A 20,212-nucleotide genomic window follows, 5' to 3' on the forward strand; every position below is an offset into this window, starting at 1 on the left:
GTAGAGTAAATATATGAAACGTATGCTAATCAATGCGACGCAGCAAGAAGAAATGCGCGTTGCACTGGTTGATGGCCAACGTCTGTACGATCTAGATATCGAGAGCCCTGGTCACGAACAAAAGAAAGCCAATATTTATAAAGGCAAAATTACCCGCATTGAACCCTCTTTAGAAGCTGCTTTCGTCGATTACGGCGCTGAGCGACACGGCTTCCTTCCTCTTAAAGAAATCGCAAAACAATATTTCCCTGATGGTTATTCTTTTAGTGGACGTCCTAACATCAAAGACGTCATCAAAGAAGGCCAAGAAGTAATTGTTCAAATCGACAAGGAAGAGCGAGGCCAAAAAGGCGCTGCGCTAACGACGTTTATTAGCGTTGCTGGTAGCTATCTCGTTCTCATGCCGAACAACCCTCGTGCTGGCGGTATTTCACGTCGAATCGAAGGCGATGAGCGCATTGAATTAAAAGACACGCTAAGCCGACTAGATTTACCGCGCGGTATGGGCTTAATTGTTCGTACTGCAGGTGTTGGCAAGTCGTTTGAAGAGCTTGAGTATGATTTAAAAGCGCTTTTAATCCATTGGGATGCAATTCAAAAAGCAGCCGATAGCCGCAAAGCCCCTTTCTTAATTCACCAAGAAAGTAACGTTATTTTCCGTGCGATCCGCGATTATTTACGTCGTGACATTGGTGAAATCCTCATCGATAAAGCTAAAGTTTTTGAAGAAGCAAAGGCACATATTGAGCGCTTTCGCCCTGATTTCCTGAACCGTGTAAAGCTTTATCAAGGTGATGTGCCTTTATTTACGCATTATCAAATTGAAAGCCAGATCGAATCTGCGTTTAAACGCGAAGTTCGCCTTCCTTCAGGTGGTTCAATTGTTATCGACCCAACAGAAGCGTTGACGTCTATCGATATTAACTCGTCTAAAGCGACCAAAGGCGGCGACATAGAAGAAACCGCGTTAAACACAAACCTTGAAGCAGCAGAAGAAATTGCGCGTCAATTACGCCTTCGAGATTTGGGTGGTCTGATTGTTATCGACTTCATCGATATGACTCCACCACGTCACCAGCGTGAAGTTGAGAATCGTTTGAAAGATGCAGTTCGTACTGACCGTGCACGTGTACAAATTGGCAAGATCTCACGCTTTGGTTTGCTTGAAATGTCACGTCAACGCCTACGCCCATCGTTAGGTGAAGCAAGTCAGCATTCATGTCCTCGCTGTGATGGTCAAGGTACTATCCGTTCGAACGAATCGTTAGCGTTGTCTATTTTACGTTTAATTGAAGAAGAAGCGATTAAAGACAACACTGCTCAAGTAAACGCGCAAGTGCCTGTTGCAGTTGCTTCATATCTATTAAATGAAAAACGCCGCGCAGTACAGCGTATCGAAAAACGCCACGAGTGCTCTGTTGTTATCATTCCTAACCAACATTTAGAAACTCCTCACTACGAGGTAGTTCGTGTTCGTATAGATGAAACCTCAGAACTTGCAAGCTACGAGCAAATTAAAACACCTGAGCCAGAAGTTATTGAAATGGCGAAGCCTGTAGTCCTGCAACGTGAAGAGCCAGCATTGAAAGGTGTTATCCTGCCTGCGGCCCCCACACAAACACAAGCTACACCAGCAGTGCAACCTTCAAGTGTTGCAAACACTGCGCAGAAAGAATCGCCAAGTTTATTTGCTCGCATCGGTAACTGGTTAAAGTCTCTCTTTGCCCCTGCTGAGGAAGTAAAGAAGGAAGAAGAGAAACCTAAGCAACAACGTAAGCCATACGAAAACCGTCGTCGCAATCAGCAAAAACGTCGCAATAACAAGCAGCGCGATCAAAAAGACGAGCAAAATAATGTAGCGGTTCGTGAAGATAAACCTGCTGATAAGCAAAGCGAACGTAACAGCGATGCACCGAATAGACGTCGTCGTCAAAATAATCGTAAGCGTCAAGAGACTGAAACGATCGCACCTGAAGTTGTTAAAACGGAAGCGGCTGAAGCACCTGAAGTGAAAGTAAAACCGCGTCGTCAACGTCGTAACCTTCGTAAAAAGGTCCGTATTGAAAACGATGTGGAAGTAAATACTGAAGTTTCCGCTGGTGAATCAACGTCAGTAAACGTAGCACCAGAGACAGCTGTTACCGTCGCCACAATTCAACAATCTGAAGAAACGTTGCAACACGTTGAAACTCTAGATGTTGAATCAGCTAAAGACGTTGCTCAAGCCGAAGCGCCAGTGGAAAAACCTCGTCGCCGTGAAAACAACCGTGGACCTCGTAAACCTCGAACTCCTCGCGTTGAAAAAACAGACGAACAACTTGAAGAGCAAAAAGAAGAGCTACAATTTGTAGCTTCAGCTGACTCGTCAAGCGAAGCGATCAATTTAGATGCCGTTGATGAGAACGTGCTGTCGAATGACGTAGTTCAAGCGGATGAAGATGAATCTGGGGACAAAGAGACTCGTACACGTTCTCGTCGTTCTCCTCGTCATCTTCGTGCAGCTGGTCAACGTCGTCGTCGTCCAGAAGGTGAAAAGAAAGACACGCCTATGGCTTTTGTTCCAGTTGCCGACCAAGCTGCTGCGGAATACGAAGAAGAGTTAAAGCGTACACAAACCTCTGATCATGATGATGTGTTTGAAAGTCCATCTCAAGAAGATGTTGCTCAAGTATCTTCTGTTGAAGCGACCACCGCTCCGGCTGCTGAGGTATCGATTGAAGCACCTCTAGCAACACAGGAAGTACCAAAGCAGACTGTAGAATCGCAGATTACCGAAACGGAAGAATCGGTGATGGTAACGGTCGTTGAACCTGAAGTTGAAGTGGACGCTGTGCTGCCAACTAGTGAAGAAGGTTCGTCTTCTCAAGAGGTTGAACCTTCAGAAGCAGCGCCTTCAGATGCGGTAGCAGTCAAAGAATCGGCTGATGTTGCTGATGAACCATCGAGCACTCCAGAGCAAGTTACGGCTGAAAAAATCGTGGCAACCTCAGAAATCGCTGTTGAAACAGTCATTGAGCCCGCACCGAAAGTAGATTCAAATGACAAGAAAGCGAAAACGACTCGAGTTCGTTTTACGAGAACGAGCTTTGCACCGATGACCAAAGCAACTGCGAGTCAAGATGTAGAACTTGATTCTCCAGTACCATCAGCGATGCCTGACGAGCAACGAGAGCCGTTAGTGCACAGCGCAATGGGCGTTGGCTCTAAGTCAAAAGGTGGCCGCGCAAGTGCAGCCATGGCATCAACGATGCAATAAAGAGTAAATACGATTGAAACCCCGCTTCTTGCGGGGTTTTTTATTTTTCTTGCCGTACATTACTTAGAGCTTCAGACAACGTCTAACGTCTAACGTCTAACGTCTAACGTCTAACGTCTAACGTCTAACGTCTAACGTCTAACACCGAGATTGATAACAAATCGCAAACGACTCATATTTATTTTAATAATAAAGAGTACGTTGCTTTGATAGACCGAAAAACAAAAAAAGCCATTTGATAAGACTCAAAATGGCTTTTTTACGCAGTTAAATTCTACATCTACGATTCATTATCTTCGTAGAAACGCATCAACTGATCTTTTAAATTCGGCGGAACGCCTTTAATAGTTAATGTGTCAGTATGACTATTGTATATGACTCGCTCTCCTAAATGTTTGCGCTCGAAACTGATACTTACGCCACCACCCACGCCAGAGAATTTCACCATACTCGTCACTGTTTTCTTATCAATTGGAAACGATTCTTCCAGTTGATAACCTTGGTCTTTATAAAAATCACTGAACGCGGTTTCGCCCGACTTTGATAACGTGTCTGACAGAGAACTGATCTGTGCATCCTCGCCAGTCGATATACAATCATTACAGTAATCAAAAACTTCTTTTCTCAAAGTGTCTTTTTCATGCTTATCGTACTGCTGTTCACTTAAATACTCTTCCACAGCCTGTAACATCACAGTACTTTGTTGCTTAGCATCAACGCCTTCTTCACAACCCAGAAAATCGAGGAAGAAGTCAGCCACTTTGCGCCCTGCTCGGCCTTTGATAAAGGAAATGTAGCGATTTTGTTCTGGCTCGATGTCCCATGCCGTTAAATCAACGCGCGCAGCCAACTGCATACGCGTAATATCTAAATGTTTAGAAGCGGCTAAATCCAATTCAGATGTGATAGCGTAATGTTCTTTGATATTAATAAGTGCGATAAGCACATAATCAGTTGCAATGTAGGTATAGTGACAAAAAACTAAATAGCCCGTCTCATTGAAAGCATACTTATTAAGCTCTTCTTTCAATACTTCAGTTGCTTGTTCCGTAAAATGCCAAAAACCTAATTCATTATTACGGTAGCTTTGCAACGCGCTTGCTGTGACACTATTTTTTTCAGAAGAAAATGCACAAAAGCCTTTTCCTGGTTTTCCATTGTACGCGTGGTGTAATTGTTCAATGAAAACATTCACTTTTTCATTGACTTTCATTTCATCATTGCGAAGATGGATTTGAGTTTCTTCGTCTTGTTTGTCGACATAATGAACGACTAACTTATTAACCTCGATGCTCATGTTTGTTTTTCACGCCTCTGGTGTTAAAATCTGAGATTATTATCATTTAGTTACAGAACAATCGATGCCTATTTTATCTAAATACAGTAATGAACAAGTAGAAAAAATCACAGACCAGCTTTTAAAGGTCCTATCTGACGACAAGGCAACGGTTGATTTAAGCCTAATGTGCTTAGGAAATTCTATTACGCACATCATAAACCAACATGTACCAGCAAACAAACGTGAAGCGGTAGCAGAAAACTTCGCAAAAGCACTAATTCAATCTGTTAAGTAATTATGAACTTAAACCCACAGAGTCCTTTTGCGTCCAAAGCTAGCCAACTTCTTAGTTGGGGCCATTGGTTCACTTTTGCAAATATTGCATTGGTGTTGTTAATTAGCCTTGGTTATCTGTGGGCAGATAGTGCCCCTACAACGTGGCTTGGCCGATTCTATATGGTTGTAACTTGGTTAAGCCATACAAGTTTTATTACGTTTCTCGCTTTTGTGTTAACCGTTTTCCCGTTAAGTCTGGTTTTTCCTTATCCTCGCCATATTCGAGGAATGGCAGCTATTATAGCGACTCTTGGGCTGAGCTGGCTTTGTCTTGATGCGTTTGTTTACTATCAACTTGGCTACCACATCAATTTCAGTTCATTAAGTGAAATATTATCTGTTTTTGTACAAACACTTAGTGCAAGACCCATTCTTGTCAGCGCCATTGCAACCTTAATCATAGGTGCGTTTTTCGCGTTTGAATTGGTGATTAGTAATTTTGCTTGGAAACATTTGGCTGAATTGAAGCAACTTAAATTTCCAAGTTATGCGGCTGTGTGTATCGTGTCATGTTTCGCTGCAAGTCACAGCATCCATATATGGGCCGATGCGAATTCTTATTTCGACATCACTAAGCAAGATAATGTGTTGCCGATGTCTTACCCTACTACGGCCAAGAGCCTATTGGCGAAACACAATTTAATTGACATTGATCAGTATAAAAAATCAACGCAAATTGATCTCGACTCTAAGAATATTGAATTCGTAGCACCAGAATTAACCGAGTCATGTAGTATCGTTAATAAGCCAACAACCCATATTTTGGTTTTCGCCAATAACGCACAGCTACTTGAATATGTCGGCAGCAACGATAAGTTAAAGCCCTTTTCAACGCTGCTGCATCCAACGTCGACTGAGGATAGCTTATTTAATTTAATCTATGGACTCCCAGCGATATATAAACGCTCTATGATTGACGAAGAGCGTTCGCCAGCGTGGGCAAAAGGAGGCTTGCTTTCAGTAAAGGAATTCCCAGAGTTTAAATACATACCTGAGCGCCAAGACGCAAAAATTGTTATGCAATTTGTAAATGGCAATACATTAAACATAGAGACGACTTCACCAGTCATCGCGCTCAGTTTTGCAAATAACGAAAAGTCGGTAGTGGCGACCTCTACGTTTTATAGCAATATTAAAGCATTCAAAAAAGCGGAAGGTCTGATTCAGCCTATGGATCTATTAGCGACGGTGCTATCTCAGGTCATTGATTGTGAAGAACGCGCAGTTAAATCCACGCTCGGACATACCGTTACCTCCCCTGAATCTTCACATGGTGTAAATCATTCTCAAGGTGTTTTTATCGCTTTCAAAAAGGATAGAATTACATTGATAAAACCAGATGGTAGCTATCAACAAATGTCTGCCGCGGAAGGCTTTGTTATAGAGCAAAAACTCGATATTCCTTTTTTAATACAAAGCATTAAACAACTTAAACAATTTGGGCCAAGTGCATCACAATAGTTTCCAAAGTGCTTGTTGCAGACTAAACTTAGCCCTTCTTGAAACAAGGAATGTAAATGAAGCTTTTTTTCTCTGCCTGTGTTTAGTGTTAACCTCAACCTGTTTTGCCAAAAAAGTCGAATATTATAAATGTGTCACTGAGCGTGGTGTGATGTATAGCCAGTTTCCATGTGGTAGTAATGCAATCGCTCAACGCTTAGAACACCAAGACCCTGACGTTGCAGTTCCTGATGATCAACACACGAAAGCACTTAATGCCCTAGAGCGTAAGCAAATCATTCATACACTTGAGCGTAAAATCCGCGCGAACAAGCAAAAAGTTGCCATACTTGAACGAGAACGGGACCGCGCAAAGCAAAAAGCCCTCGACAAGCTTGAACGCATGATGAGTGACCAAGAAAAGCGCCAAACGACTCGGGAGGTAAAAAGCGAACTTCAACAAATTGATAAGCAATACATGCGAAATTTAAAGGAAGTTAGTAAAAGCCTATTAGAACTCGAAAAGCAGCTAAAAAAATTCTCAAAATAAACGATATTTATGCAGATAACGCATGACAAACTGCCGTTGACGCAATACAGTCAAACATAAAAAGGGCCTGTTTTATGCGAGCAGTGGAAATTGCGGAAATAATCTTAGCCGGGTTTACTAAACATTATCGAATTTTCCAATCAATTACAGCCAAAGCCCCAATCGCATTCGGTAACCGAGATTGGCAATCTATTCAAACGATTAGCTCGATGCGCATCGCTCAATATGATGCACGTGTAAATGAAACGATTGAACTCCTAAAAACCAAACAACGCATCCAGCCACTGAATGAGTGTCTTTGGCGTACAGTTAAAGAAGCGTTTCAAGAGCGCCTCGTTTTTCATCCACAAGCGGAGCTTGCCGAAACCTTTTATAACTCTGTTTTTTGTCGTTTGTTTCATCGCCGCTATTTCAACAATGAATTTATTTTTGTCGTATCTTCCATGAAACAAAACTCCACAGTGCCCGTTGAAGCCGAATATCGGAGTTATTTTCCTGTGACAGATGGGTTAAAGCCTACAATTCGAAACATCATCAATCATTTCGGGTTTGGCGCGCCCTTCACCGACCTTGATGGCGATATAAGGAAATTGGTCAAGGCATTTATCAAACAAGCCCCTGACACCCATCATCAACGTCATCAAATGCGCTTTGACATTTTGCACTCCCCTTTTTACCGCAATAAAGCAGCCTACATTGTTGGTCGAGTCGTCTCCTTGTCTGGTATTCAGCCGTTTATTATCGCCATTTTAAACACTGAAGAACGCGGTATACACATCGACGCGCTGATTACGCAATCCAGTCAAATGCGCGTCATTTTTGGATTTGCACGTGCTTATTTTTTTGTCCAAACACATGCTCCGTCAGCATTAGTTGGCTTTTTAAATCAACTTATGCCGAGTAAAACGGCTGCTGAATTGTACAACGCTATCGGGTTTCATAAACAAGGCAAAACAGAGTTTTATCGCGAGTTTCTAAATCAACTCGAAAGTAACGTCGAGCAGTTTATTGCCGCTCCTGGAACCAGAGGTATGGTAATGATGGTGTTTACACTCCCTTCGTTTCCCTATGTATTTAAAGTCATCAGAGACCAATTTTCTGAAAGCAAACCATTTGGACGAGAAACAGTGCTGGCTCGATATCAATTAGTTAAAAACCATGACCGTGTTGGCCGTATGGCCGATACGATTGAGTATTCGAACGTCGTCTTTCCGTTAACTCGTTTCTCGGACGAATTGCTAAACGAATTACAATCAAGTATCGCTGGGAGTATGGTAATAGAAAATGACCTGTTGATTATCAAACACCTTTACATTGAAAGACGCATGACACCGCTTAATTTGTTTCTTCAAACCTGTAGCGATGACGATGCAAAAAGCGTTATGGCTGATTATGGTCAAGCACTTAAAGAAATGGTTTCCGCAAATATTTTTCCAGGTGATATGCTGCTTAAAAACTTTGGTGTCACCAAACATCAGCGGGTAATTTTCTACGACTACGACGAAGTTCAATATTTGACAGAAATGAACTTTAGAGAGATGCCTAAGCAAAGTGCGGAAAATTATTTAGAATACAGCGAAGTTTCTTCTGCGCCTCAAGATGTCTTTCCCGAACAGCTATGTACTTTTGTTTTGCCAGACCCTAAACTAAGGGCGCTGTTTTTAGAAGCCCACCCAGATCTTGCTGGCGTCGCTTTCTGGAAGCAAGCCCAAACAGATATTCGCCAAAAGGTGATGAAACACATCTATCCCTATCCTCAAGAGCAACGTTTTTGCTTATGAGCAAAATAACCATAAAAAAGGAATGTTGTGAACATCAGTAAAATCGATCTCAATCTACTTGTTTACTTAGATACATTATTAAGAGAATGCAACGTAACGCGAGCTGCGAATCAGCTTAGTATTACGCAACCAGCAATGAGTAATGGTCTTAAACGACTCCGTAATTTATTTAATGACCCTATTTTAGTCCGCACTTCTGAAGGCATGGTACCGACAGAACGCGCGCTTGAACTTCAGCCCGTGATCCGCGGGATATTAATGACGCTGGAAGAAACACTCGCGCCAAACAGAGAGTTTTCGCCATCACAGAGTAAGCGTGTCTTTAGGATTATGGCGAGTGATTATGCGGCGAGTACACTTGCACCAAAATTACTCACTAAATTGCATGAAGAGGCTCCAGATACAACGCTTGATATCTTAACGCCAAGCGACGTTACGTTTCACGATGTTGAAAATGGCAAAGTGGACATGGCCATCAACCGCTTCGAAAACCTGCCGCAATCTTTTCATCACAAACGAATTTGGAAAGACAGCTTTTGTTGTCTGGTAAAAGCTGACAACCCGATTATTCATCAATTTAGTTTGGAAGCGTATTTAAATGCTAGGCACATCTGGGTAAGTAAAACAGGCTTTGGTGTCGGTGTTGGTATGGACCCTGCCGATGTGCAAAAATTGGGCTGGGTTGATGAGGCTCTTGCGCATTTTGGTAAGCATCGCAATATTGCGACATTCACTCGAAATTACCACGTGGCGATTCATCTTGCAAAAGAGCAAAATTTAGTTGCAACCTTGCCGTCTAAGGCCGCTAACATTTACAAAGATGATCCAAATCTTGCCATCGTGGAACCGCCGTTTCCCATTCCTCCATTCGAGCTCGATATGATTTGGAGCCCATTATTACATAGAGACGCAAGCCACATCTGGTTGAGGCAAAAAATTGCGGAAGTTGCTGACGAGTTAAAATAGCTCATCAGCAACACAAATACCTTATATCGGTAAATTCATTGCAATTTCAACAACGTACCCTCTTTGGGTCTGGTTTTTTATGTTGACTTCGCCATCAAGGTCATGAAAACTTAACATTAGTTTGCTGAACTAATGCCCTAACAAGATACGCAATATTACAGCGTGCAGTAAGGATAAATATAGATATGACCAATTTAGAAACCCCCTCTAATGACTTTGAGGTTTCTGTTTTAATCCCGGCAAAGAATGAAGCCGAAAATATCCCTTCTCTCGTTACCGAAATCCACCAAAGTTTGCATCTTTACGTTACCTTCGAAGTGGTTCTGGTTAATGACGGTAGTACCGATGAAACAGCACGAGTATTTACTGAAACTTGCGAGTCTTTGAACGTACCAGCTCAATTGATTTCAACTGAGCATAGTGTAGGTCAGTCTACCGCGTTGTATATTGCAGGCCATAATGCGAGAGCAAAATGGCTCGTGACAATCGATGGTGATGGCCAAAATGACCCCGCAGATATTCCAAATATGGTGTCTGAAGCAAATTCACTTCAGGGTAGTACGGATTTCTGTATCGCGGGGTATCGCCATAAACGAAAAGATACATCATGGAAACGTTTTCAATCACGAATCGCAAACCGAGTTCGAAATTGGTTTTTGAATGACGGCGTTCCAGACACAGGCTGTGGACTCAAACTTATCCCTAAGTCAACATGGGTGAAACTTCCCTACTTCAATCACATGCACCGTTATTTGCCTGCATTAATTAAACGTATTGGCGGTGATATTCGCGTCGTTCCTGTCGCACATCGAGACCGCACTGCGGGTGTTTCGAAATATACTGCTTGGAACCGCGTTTGGGTTGGTATTGTTGATATGTTTGCTGTTAAATGGCTCATAGCGAGAACCAAACACCCCGTTATAAAACAACATACTCATATCAATGCAGAGCAAAAGAATAATGCTGCTTAAAAGTTTTGTCTTTGGAATTGCAATAATCAGTATTATTGCTCTTCTTCAGCTTGGTATGATTGGTAACGTTGATCTGCATGAAAAACTGCTTGTCCTTCAAGCAAAAGCTGGCATTTGGGGTTGGCCAATTTTTTGCGTTGTTTGTGTTGTCTTTACGTCAATAGGTGGAGCGAGACAAATTGTCGCGCTTGCTTGTGGAGCGTTGGTTGGCGGTGTATCTGGCGCCTTCTTCTCCACGGCACTTACAACACTTGGCGCACTTTTGACCATTCTGTTTATCCGATTTTTCGGGGGGAATGGTTTATCAAAAAATACCAACGAAAAATCTGGTTTCTTTCTGAATTACTAAAAAATCATACTTGGGCGTGGATTTGCGCAATTAGACTACTTCCTGTTGGTTCAAATCTACTAACAAACATTGCTGCAGCTGTTAGCTTTTTGCCCCTGCCGAGTGTTCTCATTGGCAGCTTTGTCGGTTATCTGCCACAAATGTTTTTGTTTAGTTTCATCGGTGCAGGCGTTGCACAAGAAGATACCACCAAACTTTGGTTGAGTATTGTTTTGTTTATCGTGTCTAGCCTGATGGGTAGCTACCTCTATAAACATGGTGTAAAGGACAAAATAATAGCGTTAAAACAACAGGATATGCCAAATGTTCAATAAAATATCTGAGGACACGTGGGTTAAACTTATTTTTGCTGCACTCGTTCTTGCGCTTATTGCCGGCCTTGGTCTTCGTTTTCCATGGCCTGCCGACGAGCCTCGTTTTGCGCAAATTGCTAGAGAAATGCTGATGTCAGGGCAATGGTTATTTCCGACGCGTGCTGGTGAGTTTTACCCAGATAAACCCCCCGTGTTCATGTGGTTAATTTCAATCTCTTACTTAATTACACAACATTTCAAAATCGCTTTTTTACTACCGTCTGCACTTGCAGGCCTTGGTGTAGCCTACCTCGTTTACGACATTACTAAACGTCTTTATGATAAAAAAATCGCTATCACGGCCCTGCTGATACTGATCATCTGCCCACAATTCTTATTACAAGCAAAAGCCGCTCAAATCGATATGGTTTTGTGTTTCTTCACAACCATGGGTTGCTATGGATTGATTAGGCACTATATTCTAGGTCCAAGTAGCAAATGGCTTTATCTCGCGTTTATTGCCATGGCGATTGGTGTCATGACCAAAGGCGTTGGATTTTTACCAATGTTGATGCTTATTCCACTTGCGTTGTGGTTCAAAAATACCCCGACTCGAAAAAGCTGGAAATGGCAGAATTGGTTAGCCGTTGTTCTCTTTTTTGTAACATTGGCTTGTTGGTTGGGACCGATGTTGTACCAAGTTAATGTGCTACAGACACCCGAACTCATCGCGTATAAAAACAATATACTTTTTAAACAAACGGCTGAACGCTATGCGAACGCCTGGCATCACCAAGAGCCTTGGCACTATTTTATCTTAAAAGTCATCCCGATGATGTGGTTTCCCGCGCTGGCGGTTATCGTATTCGCTTGGAAGGAATGTGTTACCTTATTCAAGTCGCAACCTATTTTCAAAGTCCTTATTACATGGGTTGTACTTGTACTTATGTTTTTCTCAATTAGTACTGGTAAGCGTGGTGTGTATATTTTCCCTGCACTACCGATGTTTTCTATCGTCGCGGCCATTGTTTGGCACAAGATTGAAAGAGAAAATATTCGTCTCTGGATTAGACGCGTTTTATTTGGTTTTGCAGGTCTCGTTACCTTTTTGCTCTTTGCTATCGCGTTCGTAATCGTCTTTAAATCGCAACTTCTTGAAAAGAAACATGGCGACTACTTGCCATTATTAAACGATTTAGTTCCTTTTATCGCCATAATGGCTGCACTTCTCGTGTTGCTCTTAGTTAAACTTAGAAAGTCAGATGCATTTCAGGCACTCGCCAGCATTACACTGGTTGTTTGGCTTGCGGTTGGATTCGTCGTATGGCCTATCGCGGATAGTTACCGAACGCCTGACGTTATTATGGAAAAAGCCCAGACCATTATGCCAAATGACAGCGAACTCGGTTTAGTTCGATTCAAAGAACAGTTTTTAATGTTCGCAACAAAACCGATTACTCATTTCAGTTACCTTGCCGATGAAAAAACACAGTTTCAACGCGCGTGGCAATGGGTATTTGCAAAGCAGAATCGGTTTATTCTTGTATCTGATGAAGAACCTTGGTTTTGTTTCAATAAAAACAATGCGATAGAACTGGGTCAAGCACACCGAAGGACATGGTATTTATTATCACACGATCAAATTGAATCGACTTGCGACACACCGGACACGATGAAGACCTATCAGTTTGTTCCAAATTCAGAAGTGGTATTTTAATGATGGCCAATATTTTAAATGATAAACCGATACTGGTTACTGGGGCTGCCGGATTCATCGGCTTCCATCTAGCAAAAGCATTACTTGATAAAGGCTGCACTGTTGTTGGCTTAGATAACCTAAACGCCTATTATAGCCCAGAGTTAAAAGATGCACGGCTCTCACTGTTAAGTGAATATCCCAACTTCACATTCAAAAAAATAGAGCTTAATAGTCTGTCGGAGCTCCAAGCTCTTTTCGACACATATAAGTTCGACGTTGTCGTTCATCTAGCAGCACAAGCTGGCGTACGTTACTCTATTGATGCACCAATGACATACTGTGACAGTAACCTTGTTGGAATGATGCATATACTTGAGTGCTGTCGCCATAATGCAATTAAGCACCTTCTTTTTGCTTCTTCCAGCTCGGTTTATGGCCTTTCGGATACTATGCCATTAACCGAAACGGCAAAGACAGATTCACCGGTATCTCTTTATGCAGCCACAAAAAAAGCAAATGAGGCCATGGCATACAGCTATGCAAAATTGTATGGGCTACCAATGACCGGACTACGCTTTTTCACGGTATACGGGCCTTGGGGTCGCCCAGACATGGCGTTGTTCAAATTCGTAGAAAAGATGCGTAATCACCAGTCCATAGACGTGTACAATATGGGGCAAATGCGCCGTGACTTTACTTACATTGATGATGTTATCAATGCAATAGTTAGCATGATCCCTAATGTACCGGACCAAAAAGTACCCTATGAAATCTTCAACATAGGCTCTAACAATCCAAAGCAATTACTCGATTTTATTGAGGAAATAGAACGTGCATTGGGTGTCAAAGCAGACAAGAACTTGTTACCAATGCAAGCGGGCGATGTACTCGACACGTGGGCGGATGTACAAAAACTTAAAAAACATGGACATCCATTGCCAAACACACCGTTTGCCGACGGTATAAAAGCGTTTGTTGATTGGCATTTGGCATACTACGCCACATAACCCATTTTACTAATTAAAAAGCCGAACAGTATTCTCTACTATTCGGCTTTTATTTACATGGACTTGACAATCACACGCCCATACAACGCTTTAACCTTGTAAGCTTTTCACGCTCAACAGGTAGCGGGCAACTGTTAATAAAGCCCTTCAAAATATCTTGGGTATTGATATCACTGCCCGAGAGTTTTTCTTCAAGCATCGCGATTTGTACTTTTACTCGCTCATCTTTCAGCATTTCAGGTGATTCAACATCACTTAAGATTTCAAGTCGAATGAGCAATTCATCTGAACTCAGTGAAGACACAATATTTTTCTTCCACTGCTCTGGTAATTGACCCTTTTCTAAGCCGTCAAAAAGCGCGTCTAGATCGGCTTGTCGTTTACCAGCTTGAACTGTCTCCAGCTTAGCAGCAAGCACCTGACGAAGTTCATTTTGGTCATTTCTAAGTACTTTAGGAACGCTTAATGAATTTACTTGGTTCAAAATATCATTAATTTCTTTGAGGCCTTTTGCTTCTTCAGCGGCTTTATTCAATTGCTCTAATTCGCTGCGAAGTGAATCCAATAATAGACTTTGCTCTGCGCGTCTTTCTTTGATTTCTTCCTGACGTTTAGCGAAAACCGCATCATTGACTGCTCTGAAAGCTTGCCACAAACGATGTTCATTCTTAGCTCCTGCGAAACCAATTAATTGCCATTGTTGCTGAAGATCTTTTAAATGCTCACAGGCCGCTGACACATCCTCATTTTCAAGTTCTTCGTTTGCACTCGCCAACAGCGCTTCTTTTTTCGCCGTGTTCGCTTCATAATGCGATTTTATCATTAACCAAATCGCATCTTGGCCAGACTTAAACTGCTGTGAAAGCTTGAGATAGGTATCTTGGTCAACTTTACCAGCTTCTTTCCACTGCTGTTTTAATGACTGAAGTCCACTTTCCAATGCTTTCAAATCTGAGTCAACCGCTGCGCTTTGTGCTAAAACCTCCAGTGCGTTTATAATGCTTAAGCGACTCTCTTCATTTTGCTTACGCTGTGCTTCTTGCTCTGCAAAATAACTTCTGCATGGCTCGAATGCTCGCTCTATCTGCTGCTCAAAACGTTCTGCCAATGCCTTGGTTTCGTCATTTAGAATTGGACCGCATTCATTCCATCGCAAGCGTAACGCTTTTACTTGCTTTGCACGTTGTGCCGGTTCAACCGTTGTTTGTTCAGCTAGTTGCGCTAACTCACTCAAGATAGACTCACGTTTTGGCTCTGTTGCATATTTTTGCCAATCTTGCAGATCTTGTAATTTTTCTGTGAGCTCTTCTTTTAGCGTATTAAGTGGTGTTTGGTGATAAGCGGTTAAACCTTCATACTCTGAAAGGAAACCTTTGAATACGCCAAAAGCAACATTAAAGCGGCCGTTTTCAATTAATCTCTTAGTATCAAATGCTTTTTTACGCGCAGTTTGCTGCTTGTCTCTTTGCTCATTAGATAATACTTCATGAGCTTGACTAAACGCTTGCACGATTGATTTAAACGTTTTTTGCAAGCCTGTTTGAAATTCCCTTGGCACCGTTTTAATCGCGTCTTTTGCCGTACGGCATAATGCATCAAAATCAGCGAGTTGGGAATCTAACTGCTCAACGTTAAGCGGAGGTTCCACTTTAGCTAACGCGTCTAAAGCCAACTTAGCCTGTTTCGCGTTTTGGGCTATTGTGGGTAAAGTAGCCAGCTTTTCTTTAAACACGATAAGCGCTTTCGTTTTCTCTTCGATACGTGGTTCTGAACGGTAATCACTTGAATCAATATCACCTTGAAGTGAAAGCATTTCCTTAGCCAAGGTATCCACTGCGTTATCATCAAGATCTTGCAAAATGGCATTCATACGTTGCTTTAACTCTTCAAAGCGAGCATTTACGTTTAATTCAAACTCTGCTTTAGCCTGTTGAGCTTTGATTCTCGCTTGTTCGACATCAAATACTTCGCGTAGCCGCGCTAAATGACGCACTGTTTTTTCAGTAATCGACGCATATTTTGTAGCAAGTTCTTCTTGTTGAACTTCCGATAACCATTGCATCTCGACTGCAGACCACTGCGCAACAAGCGAATCGAATTCCTCATTCACTGACGCCCAGTCGTTCTTTTCACGAAGATGGTTGAGTTTCGCTAAGACCAACTTAGTCTCTTGTTGAACCCTTTCCGGCATTTCCTCTGCTAATTTGAGTTCAGATAAACGTGACTCAATTTTCGTCTTAACTGTACCTTTAGCATGCTTTAAAGCACTTTTTAAAAGTTGGTGTTGCTCAATTAATTGAAGTAAGTCATTTTGAAGCGCTTCTTCACTTTCTTTGAACGCTTTTTCGATAAGCGAGCTATCACTAAGACGTTTCAGCAACTTTAGACGTAACGTGTTGTCGTTGTCTGTCAATGCGAGCTTTTCCAATAACTTATTCGGTGCGTGCTTTTCGATGTATTCTTCACGAAGCAGCGTATCTAAATTGTCGTTTATGACCGCGGTAGCAATTTGTTGCTCAGCTACGTCTTTTAGTGCCTGGTCTTGTTTGAACGCGTGCCACCAAAGGCCTAAGCTATTTAACTTAGCAAGTGCTTGGCGACGAATTTCAGGCGCGGTATCTTCTTTTGCCATTGTCGTTAAAATAGCGGAGTCTTTTTCAACGTTGAGCTTACTTAAAGCTTCTACACGTACCTGAAGCTTCGGATGTTTCCATTTTGGTGTAAATAAATGTTTAAAGATCATTTTCACTAAACCTAGCGATTTCGCTGTCTTGACTGAATTCTTTTTGTAATTCGCGCTTTGATTTTTGAACCATTTCACCATTTTCATTAATGGTAAATTGTTCATTACTTTTCGCGATCTTAGCTTGATAAAGCATGACTAACTGGACTGTCTGTTCTTTTTGCGCTTCAGAAAGAACTGTGCCATCTGGCCACTTACCCGTCGCAGCACCATACTGCAACCGTTCAAATATTTCTGGGGTTATACTTTTAACTAGACTATCAACATTCATTTCAATTTTTCTTTTTTAGGTAAACCAAAATCGCTCGATTAACAAGATACCAAAGACAGCTTACAGCGATAACACCAATGCAAGTGTTGTATTCAATGCTGCCTTTCACTGGGTGTTGATTATACAGATATAAGAATCCACCGAGAAATAAGATCAACGCAATGAACGATTGATTTAGGATCTTTTGCTGCTTTTTTACTCGACTCTTAACCGCTAAACGATGTAATTGTTCTTCATCTAGATTATGTATCACTGTTTTACAATGTGGACACGCTGGGTGTTTGCTCGAAATTGAATTACTACAGCTAGGGCATTGTACTATTGCCATACATCACTCCAAAGTATTGGGCAGCCAAAAAAGAAGAGGCGCCTCTCGGGCGCCTACATTGTACTTGTTTTAAGACTCATTGTCTTTTTTGAATTTGACCCAGTAATCATCGATGGCTTCTTTCATCTCTTTGCGTAGCAGTACGATGCCGAACAAGTTAGGCAATGTCATGACCACAATAGCAACGGCAGCAAGTTTCCAAACTAGCGTTGTATCCGCAAAAGATGCCCAGAAAAAACCTGCAACATAAAATACACGGTATGGCATTACAGAACGGCTACCTAGAAGATAAATCATGGCGCGGTCACCATAGTACGACCATGCGATAGCTGTTGAAAATGCAAATAAAAGCAGACCTATCGAAACGATGTACTGTCCACTATCACCAAAGAAACCACGTTGAAACGCTTTGGTGGTCAATTCCGCTGAATGGACAAGTGATTTCCCTTTAATGCTGATACTCGGATCTGTTGGTAAACCATCCTTAATCGACACCACACCCGTATAAACGTGGCGCTCTGTAATACCGAAACGAATGTCCTCACCCACAGAACGAGAATGAATGATCGTAAAATCTTTATTTACTGCTTTGCCTTGGATGACATTGATGTCACCTGAGTAAGGTGTAACATCACTCGGTTTTCCATTTAGGTAGTTATAAAGTGACTGGCGGTCTTGCTCGTTTTGTTCATTATAATTGCCCTTAACGATCACCATAGACGAACGCTCAAAGTGCGTTTCGAATTTTTCAGTCCAGACACCAGACGATAGAATAACTAATCCTGTTAGGGTACAGATAATAATGGTATCGATGAAAGGTTCTAAAATAGACACCATACCTTCGGATACTGGCTCATCGGCCTTGGCTGACGCATGCGCAATAGGTGCAGAACCTTGGCCTGCTTCATTAGAAAACAATCCACGGTTAACACCGCGGTTAAATGCGTAAGCGAAAGAAGCACCCAGGAAACCACCAGCAGCAGCAGAGCCTGTAAACGCGTCGGTAAACACCGATAAAAATGACGGCACAATATTGTCGAAGTTATATAGAATCACGCCAAGCGCACCAATAATATATATTGCTGCCATCAGCGGAACAACACGAGACGTAATCGCCGCTATACGCTTAATACCACCGAGAATCACAAGTGCAAGAAGCACAGAAAGTACTGCACCGGTTGCCATTGGCGCAATGCCAAACGTGGCTTCCATACCTTGAGCAATGTTATTGATTTGCGGCAAGCTGCCTGTACCAAACGAAGAAATAACTGTCGCGATCGCAAATAAAATAGCCAACCATTTCATGTTTAAGCGTCTATCCATGTAATACATAGGACCACCCGCCATAGAACCATCGTCTGTCTTTACACGGTATTTATGCGAAAGCGTTACCTCAACAAACTTCGTCGTCATACCAAAAAACGCGGTCATCCACATCCAAAACAGTGCAGCCGGACCACCGATTGAAATGGCGAGTGCAACACCACCGATGTTTCCTGTCCCGACAGTACCTGATAGAGCGGTTGATAGAGCTTGGAAATGCGTAGTGTCACCTTCGTGACCTTTTTTGTCGTACTTACCCGATACCACACGGATGGCATGTCTAAAGTATCGGATCTGTGGGAATTTAAGGTAGATAGTAAAAAATAAACCTACACCCAATAATACGTATGGAAACCAAGCTGCTCCCCCCAAAAGACCATCTAAATGATCCAAAAAACGACCGAATGCGTCCACGATTTTTCCTCTTATTATTAACGCAAAAAAGCAACACTCTCGTGTTGCTTATTGTTTTTAATTATTATCTTAAGTGGTCTACTACCGGTACGATAGCAGCCAGCATATCCTGACCAAATTGATACGATCGACGGTCAGACCAACCATAGTATTGGTCTGGCAGATTTGCGTTATCTTTAAACGGCATTTCGACCGTGTAGGATAGCGCATTAAAGGCCTCACCGACTGCACAAGATGCGACAGTCATGTTTGCTTGACCCGGTTCGTCTTTTGGATAACCGAACTCATCCTGGAATTCAGGCGTAATAGTCAATAGAGCCGATTTAAAACGATTTTCCAAAGATGCTAAACGTGCATCGTAGCTTGGGATGCCTTCACTGCCAGCAACAAAGTTGTACGGCAGCGCTTCATCGCCATGAATATCGAGGAACATATCAAGTCCCGTTTCATGCATTTTGTTTAATACATGGAAAACTTCTGGGCTTTGTTCAAGCGACGGCGTTTGCCACTCACGGTTCAAATTCACACCAATTGCGTTTGTACGTAAATGACCACGAACACTACCATCTGGATTCATGTTCGGCACGATGTAAAATACGGCTTTTTGAAGTAATGCCGCTGCGTGCGGATCTTCATCATCTAACAACTTGTGTAGCAGGCCTTCGATAAACCATTCGGCCATTGTTTCACCGGGATGTTGACGACCAACTATCCAAATCGTCTTTTTCTCGGCATCCGGTTCACCGACACGCACCACAGTCATGTCGCGACCATCTAACGTTTCACCTAATACTTCGATGTCGACGCCATCGTGACTTTGTGCAAATGCCAATAAATCAAGATGTCTTTCATAGCTATACGGCGCAAAATAAGCGAAGTACATTTGCTTATGTTCAGGTTCAACATCAATTTTCAATGTCCCTTCACTAAATGTACTTGGTACTCTGAACCAAGTTTGGCGGTCATAGGACGCTACTGCATGATAATCGTCCCAACCTTCAGGGTAAGCTGACTTTTCTAACCCAATGATATGTAGACTGTGTTCCACAAAAGGCGTCGATTCTAATCGAAAATGGAACCACTGAAAAAACTCAGAGCCGTTATCTGCATTAATCTCTAGTTGAATATCTTTAGGTTCGCTTAAAGCAAGTACTTTGATATTTCCGCTGTCGAAATTACTCGTAATTTTCATTTAAAAACCCTGCA

At 42.2% G+C, this 20,212-nt stretch carries 17 protein-coding genes and 1 pseudogene; 12 read left to right on the plus strand and 6 right to left on the minus strand.

Annotated elements, in window-relative coordinates; translation table 11 throughout:
• Positions 1 to 13 precede the first annotated feature (13 nt).
• The gene (gene rne / locus NI389_RS02025; RefSeq protein WP_308361359.1) at positions 14 to 3,256 is read left to right on the plus strand and encodes a ribonuclease E; all 3,243 of its coding nucleotides are present in this window, start codon (positions 14 to 16) and stop codon (positions 3,254 to 3,256) included.
• Between the two features lie 280 nt (positions 3,257 to 3,536).
• On the opposite strand, the gene yejK is transcribed toward rne, so the two are convergent.
• Positions 3,537 to 4,553 (minus strand): nucleoid-associated protein YejK, encoded by a 1,017-nt coding sequence (yejK, locus tag NI389_RS02030; protein ID WP_308361360.1) that lies wholly within the window; start codon positions 4,551 to 4,553, stop codon positions 3,537 to 3,539.
• Positions 4,554 to 4,617: 64 nt separating this feature from the next.
• Here yejK and NI389_RS02035 point away from each other — a divergent pair, with 64 nt between their 5' ends.
• The 11 genes and pseudogenes from NI389_RS02035 (at position 4,618) to NI389_RS02080 (ending at position 13,927) form a co-directional block, all read left to right on the plus strand.
• On the plus strand, positions 4,618 to 4,830 hold the full coding sequence (locus NI389_RS02035) for a DUF1414 domain-containing protein (protein ID WP_208843432.1): 213 nt from the start codon (positions 4,618 to 4,620) through the stop codon (positions 4,828 to 4,830).
• A 2-nt stretch (positions 4,831 to 4,832) separates the two neighbouring features.
• The gene (locus tag NI389_RS02040; RefSeq protein ID WP_308361361.1) at positions 4,833 to 6,332 is read left to right on the plus strand and encodes a DUF3413 domain-containing protein; all 1,500 of its coding nucleotides are present in this window, start codon (positions 4,833 to 4,835) and stop codon (positions 6,330 to 6,332) included.
• Positions 6,333 to 6,480: 148 nt separating this feature from the next.
• Complete coding sequence (locus tag NI389_RS02045; RefSeq protein WP_308361362.1) at positions 6,481 to 6,861, plus strand: DUF4124 domain-containing protein; 381 nt, start codon at positions 6,481 to 6,483, stop codon at positions 6,859 to 6,861.
• A 74-nt stretch (positions 6,862 to 6,935) separates the two neighbouring features.
• Entirely contained in the window at positions 6,936 to 8,642 is a 1,707-nt protein-coding gene (gene aceK, locus NI389_RS02050) for a bifunctional isocitrate dehydrogenase kinase/phosphatase (protein WP_308361363.1), read from the plus strand.
• A 27-nt stretch (positions 8,643 to 8,669) separates the two neighbouring features.
• Positions 8,670 to 9,608 carry a LysR family transcriptional regulator gene (locus NI389_RS02055; protein ID WP_308361364.1) on the plus strand — a complete coding sequence of 313 codons (939 nt, stop codon included), beginning with the start codon at positions 8,670 to 8,672 and terminating at the stop codon, positions 9,606 to 9,608.
• A gap of 185 nt (positions 9,609 to 9,793) precedes the next feature.
• On the plus strand, positions 9,794 to 10,579 hold the full coding sequence (locus NI389_RS02060) for a glycosyltransferase family 2 protein (RefSeq protein ID WP_308361365.1): 786 nt from the start codon (positions 9,794 to 9,796) through the stop codon (positions 10,577 to 10,579).
• Complete coding sequence (locus NI389_RS02065; protein WP_308361366.1) at positions 10,569 to 10,928, plus strand: hypothetical protein; 360 nt, start codon at positions 10,569 to 10,571, stop codon at positions 10,926 to 10,928. Before NI389_RS02060 ends, NI389_RS02065 begins: the two co-directional genes overlap by 11 nt.
• Positions 10,904 to 11,035, plus strand: a pseudogene (locus tag NI389_RS21080) (hypothetical protein); the annotation flags it as partial. The gene NI389_RS02065 and the pseudogene NI389_RS21080, both read left to right, overlap by 25 nt.
• Before the next feature lie 33 nt (positions 11,036 to 11,068).
• A complete protein-coding gene (locus NI389_RS02070; RefSeq protein ID WP_308361367.1) occupies positions 11,069 to 11,242 on the plus strand; it encodes a hypothetical protein in 174 nt (57 codons plus the stop codon).
• Positions 11,232 to 12,938, plus strand: coding sequence for an ArnT family glycosyltransferase (locus tag NI389_RS02075; RefSeq protein ID WP_308361368.1), 1,707 nt, complete (start codon positions 11,232 to 11,234; stop codon positions 12,936 to 12,938). Before NI389_RS02070 ends, NI389_RS02075 begins: the two co-directional genes overlap by 11 nt.
• On the plus strand, positions 12,938 to 13,927 hold the full coding sequence (locus tag NI389_RS02080) for an NAD-dependent epimerase/dehydratase family protein (protein WP_308361369.1): 990 nt from the start codon (positions 12,938 to 12,940) through the stop codon (positions 13,925 to 13,927). Before NI389_RS02075 ends, NI389_RS02080 begins: the two co-directional genes overlap by 1 nt.
• A gap of 70 nt (positions 13,928 to 13,997) precedes the next feature.
• On the opposite strand, the gene NI389_RS02085 is transcribed toward NI389_RS02080, so the two are convergent.
• The 5 genes from NI389_RS02085 to NI389_RS02105 form a co-directional block, all read right to left on the minus strand.
• Entirely contained in the window at positions 13,998 to 16,670 is a 2,673-nt protein-coding gene (locus NI389_RS02085; RefSeq protein ID WP_308361370.1) for a DUF349 domain-containing protein, read from the minus strand.
• Complete coding sequence (locus NI389_RS02090) at positions 16,660 to 16,941, minus strand: YeaC family protein (RefSeq protein WP_308361371.1); 282 nt, start codon at positions 16,939 to 16,941, stop codon at positions 16,660 to 16,662. Before NI389_RS02090 ends, NI389_RS02085 begins: the two co-directional genes overlap by 11 nt.
• A 1-nt stretch (position 16,942) precedes the next feature.
• On the minus strand, positions 16,943 to 17,269 hold the full coding sequence (locus tag NI389_RS02095) for a hypothetical protein (RefSeq protein WP_308361372.1): 327 nt from the start codon (positions 17,267 to 17,269) through the stop codon (positions 16,943 to 16,945).
• 69 nt (positions 17,270 to 17,338) lie between these two features.
• A complete protein-coding gene (locus NI389_RS02100) occupies positions 17,339 to 19,006 on the minus strand; it encodes an alanine/glycine:cation symporter family protein (protein WP_208843443.1) in 1,668 nt (555 codons plus the stop codon).
• Positions 19,007 to 19,070: 64 nt separating this feature from the next.
• Positions 19,071 to 20,198: a M14 family metallopeptidase gene (locus tag NI389_RS02105; protein WP_308361373.1), complete on the minus strand. Its 1,128-nt coding sequence runs from the start codon at positions 20,196 to 20,198 to the stop codon at positions 19,071 to 19,073.
• Positions 20,199 to 20,212: the final 14 nt, after the last annotated feature.

This window comes from Pseudoalteromonas xiamenensis (genome assembly GCF_030994125.1).
Taxonomy (GTDB): domain Bacteria; phylum Pseudomonadota; class Gammaproteobacteria; order Enterobacterales; family Alteromonadaceae; genus Pseudoalteromonas; species Pseudoalteromonas xiamenensis_B.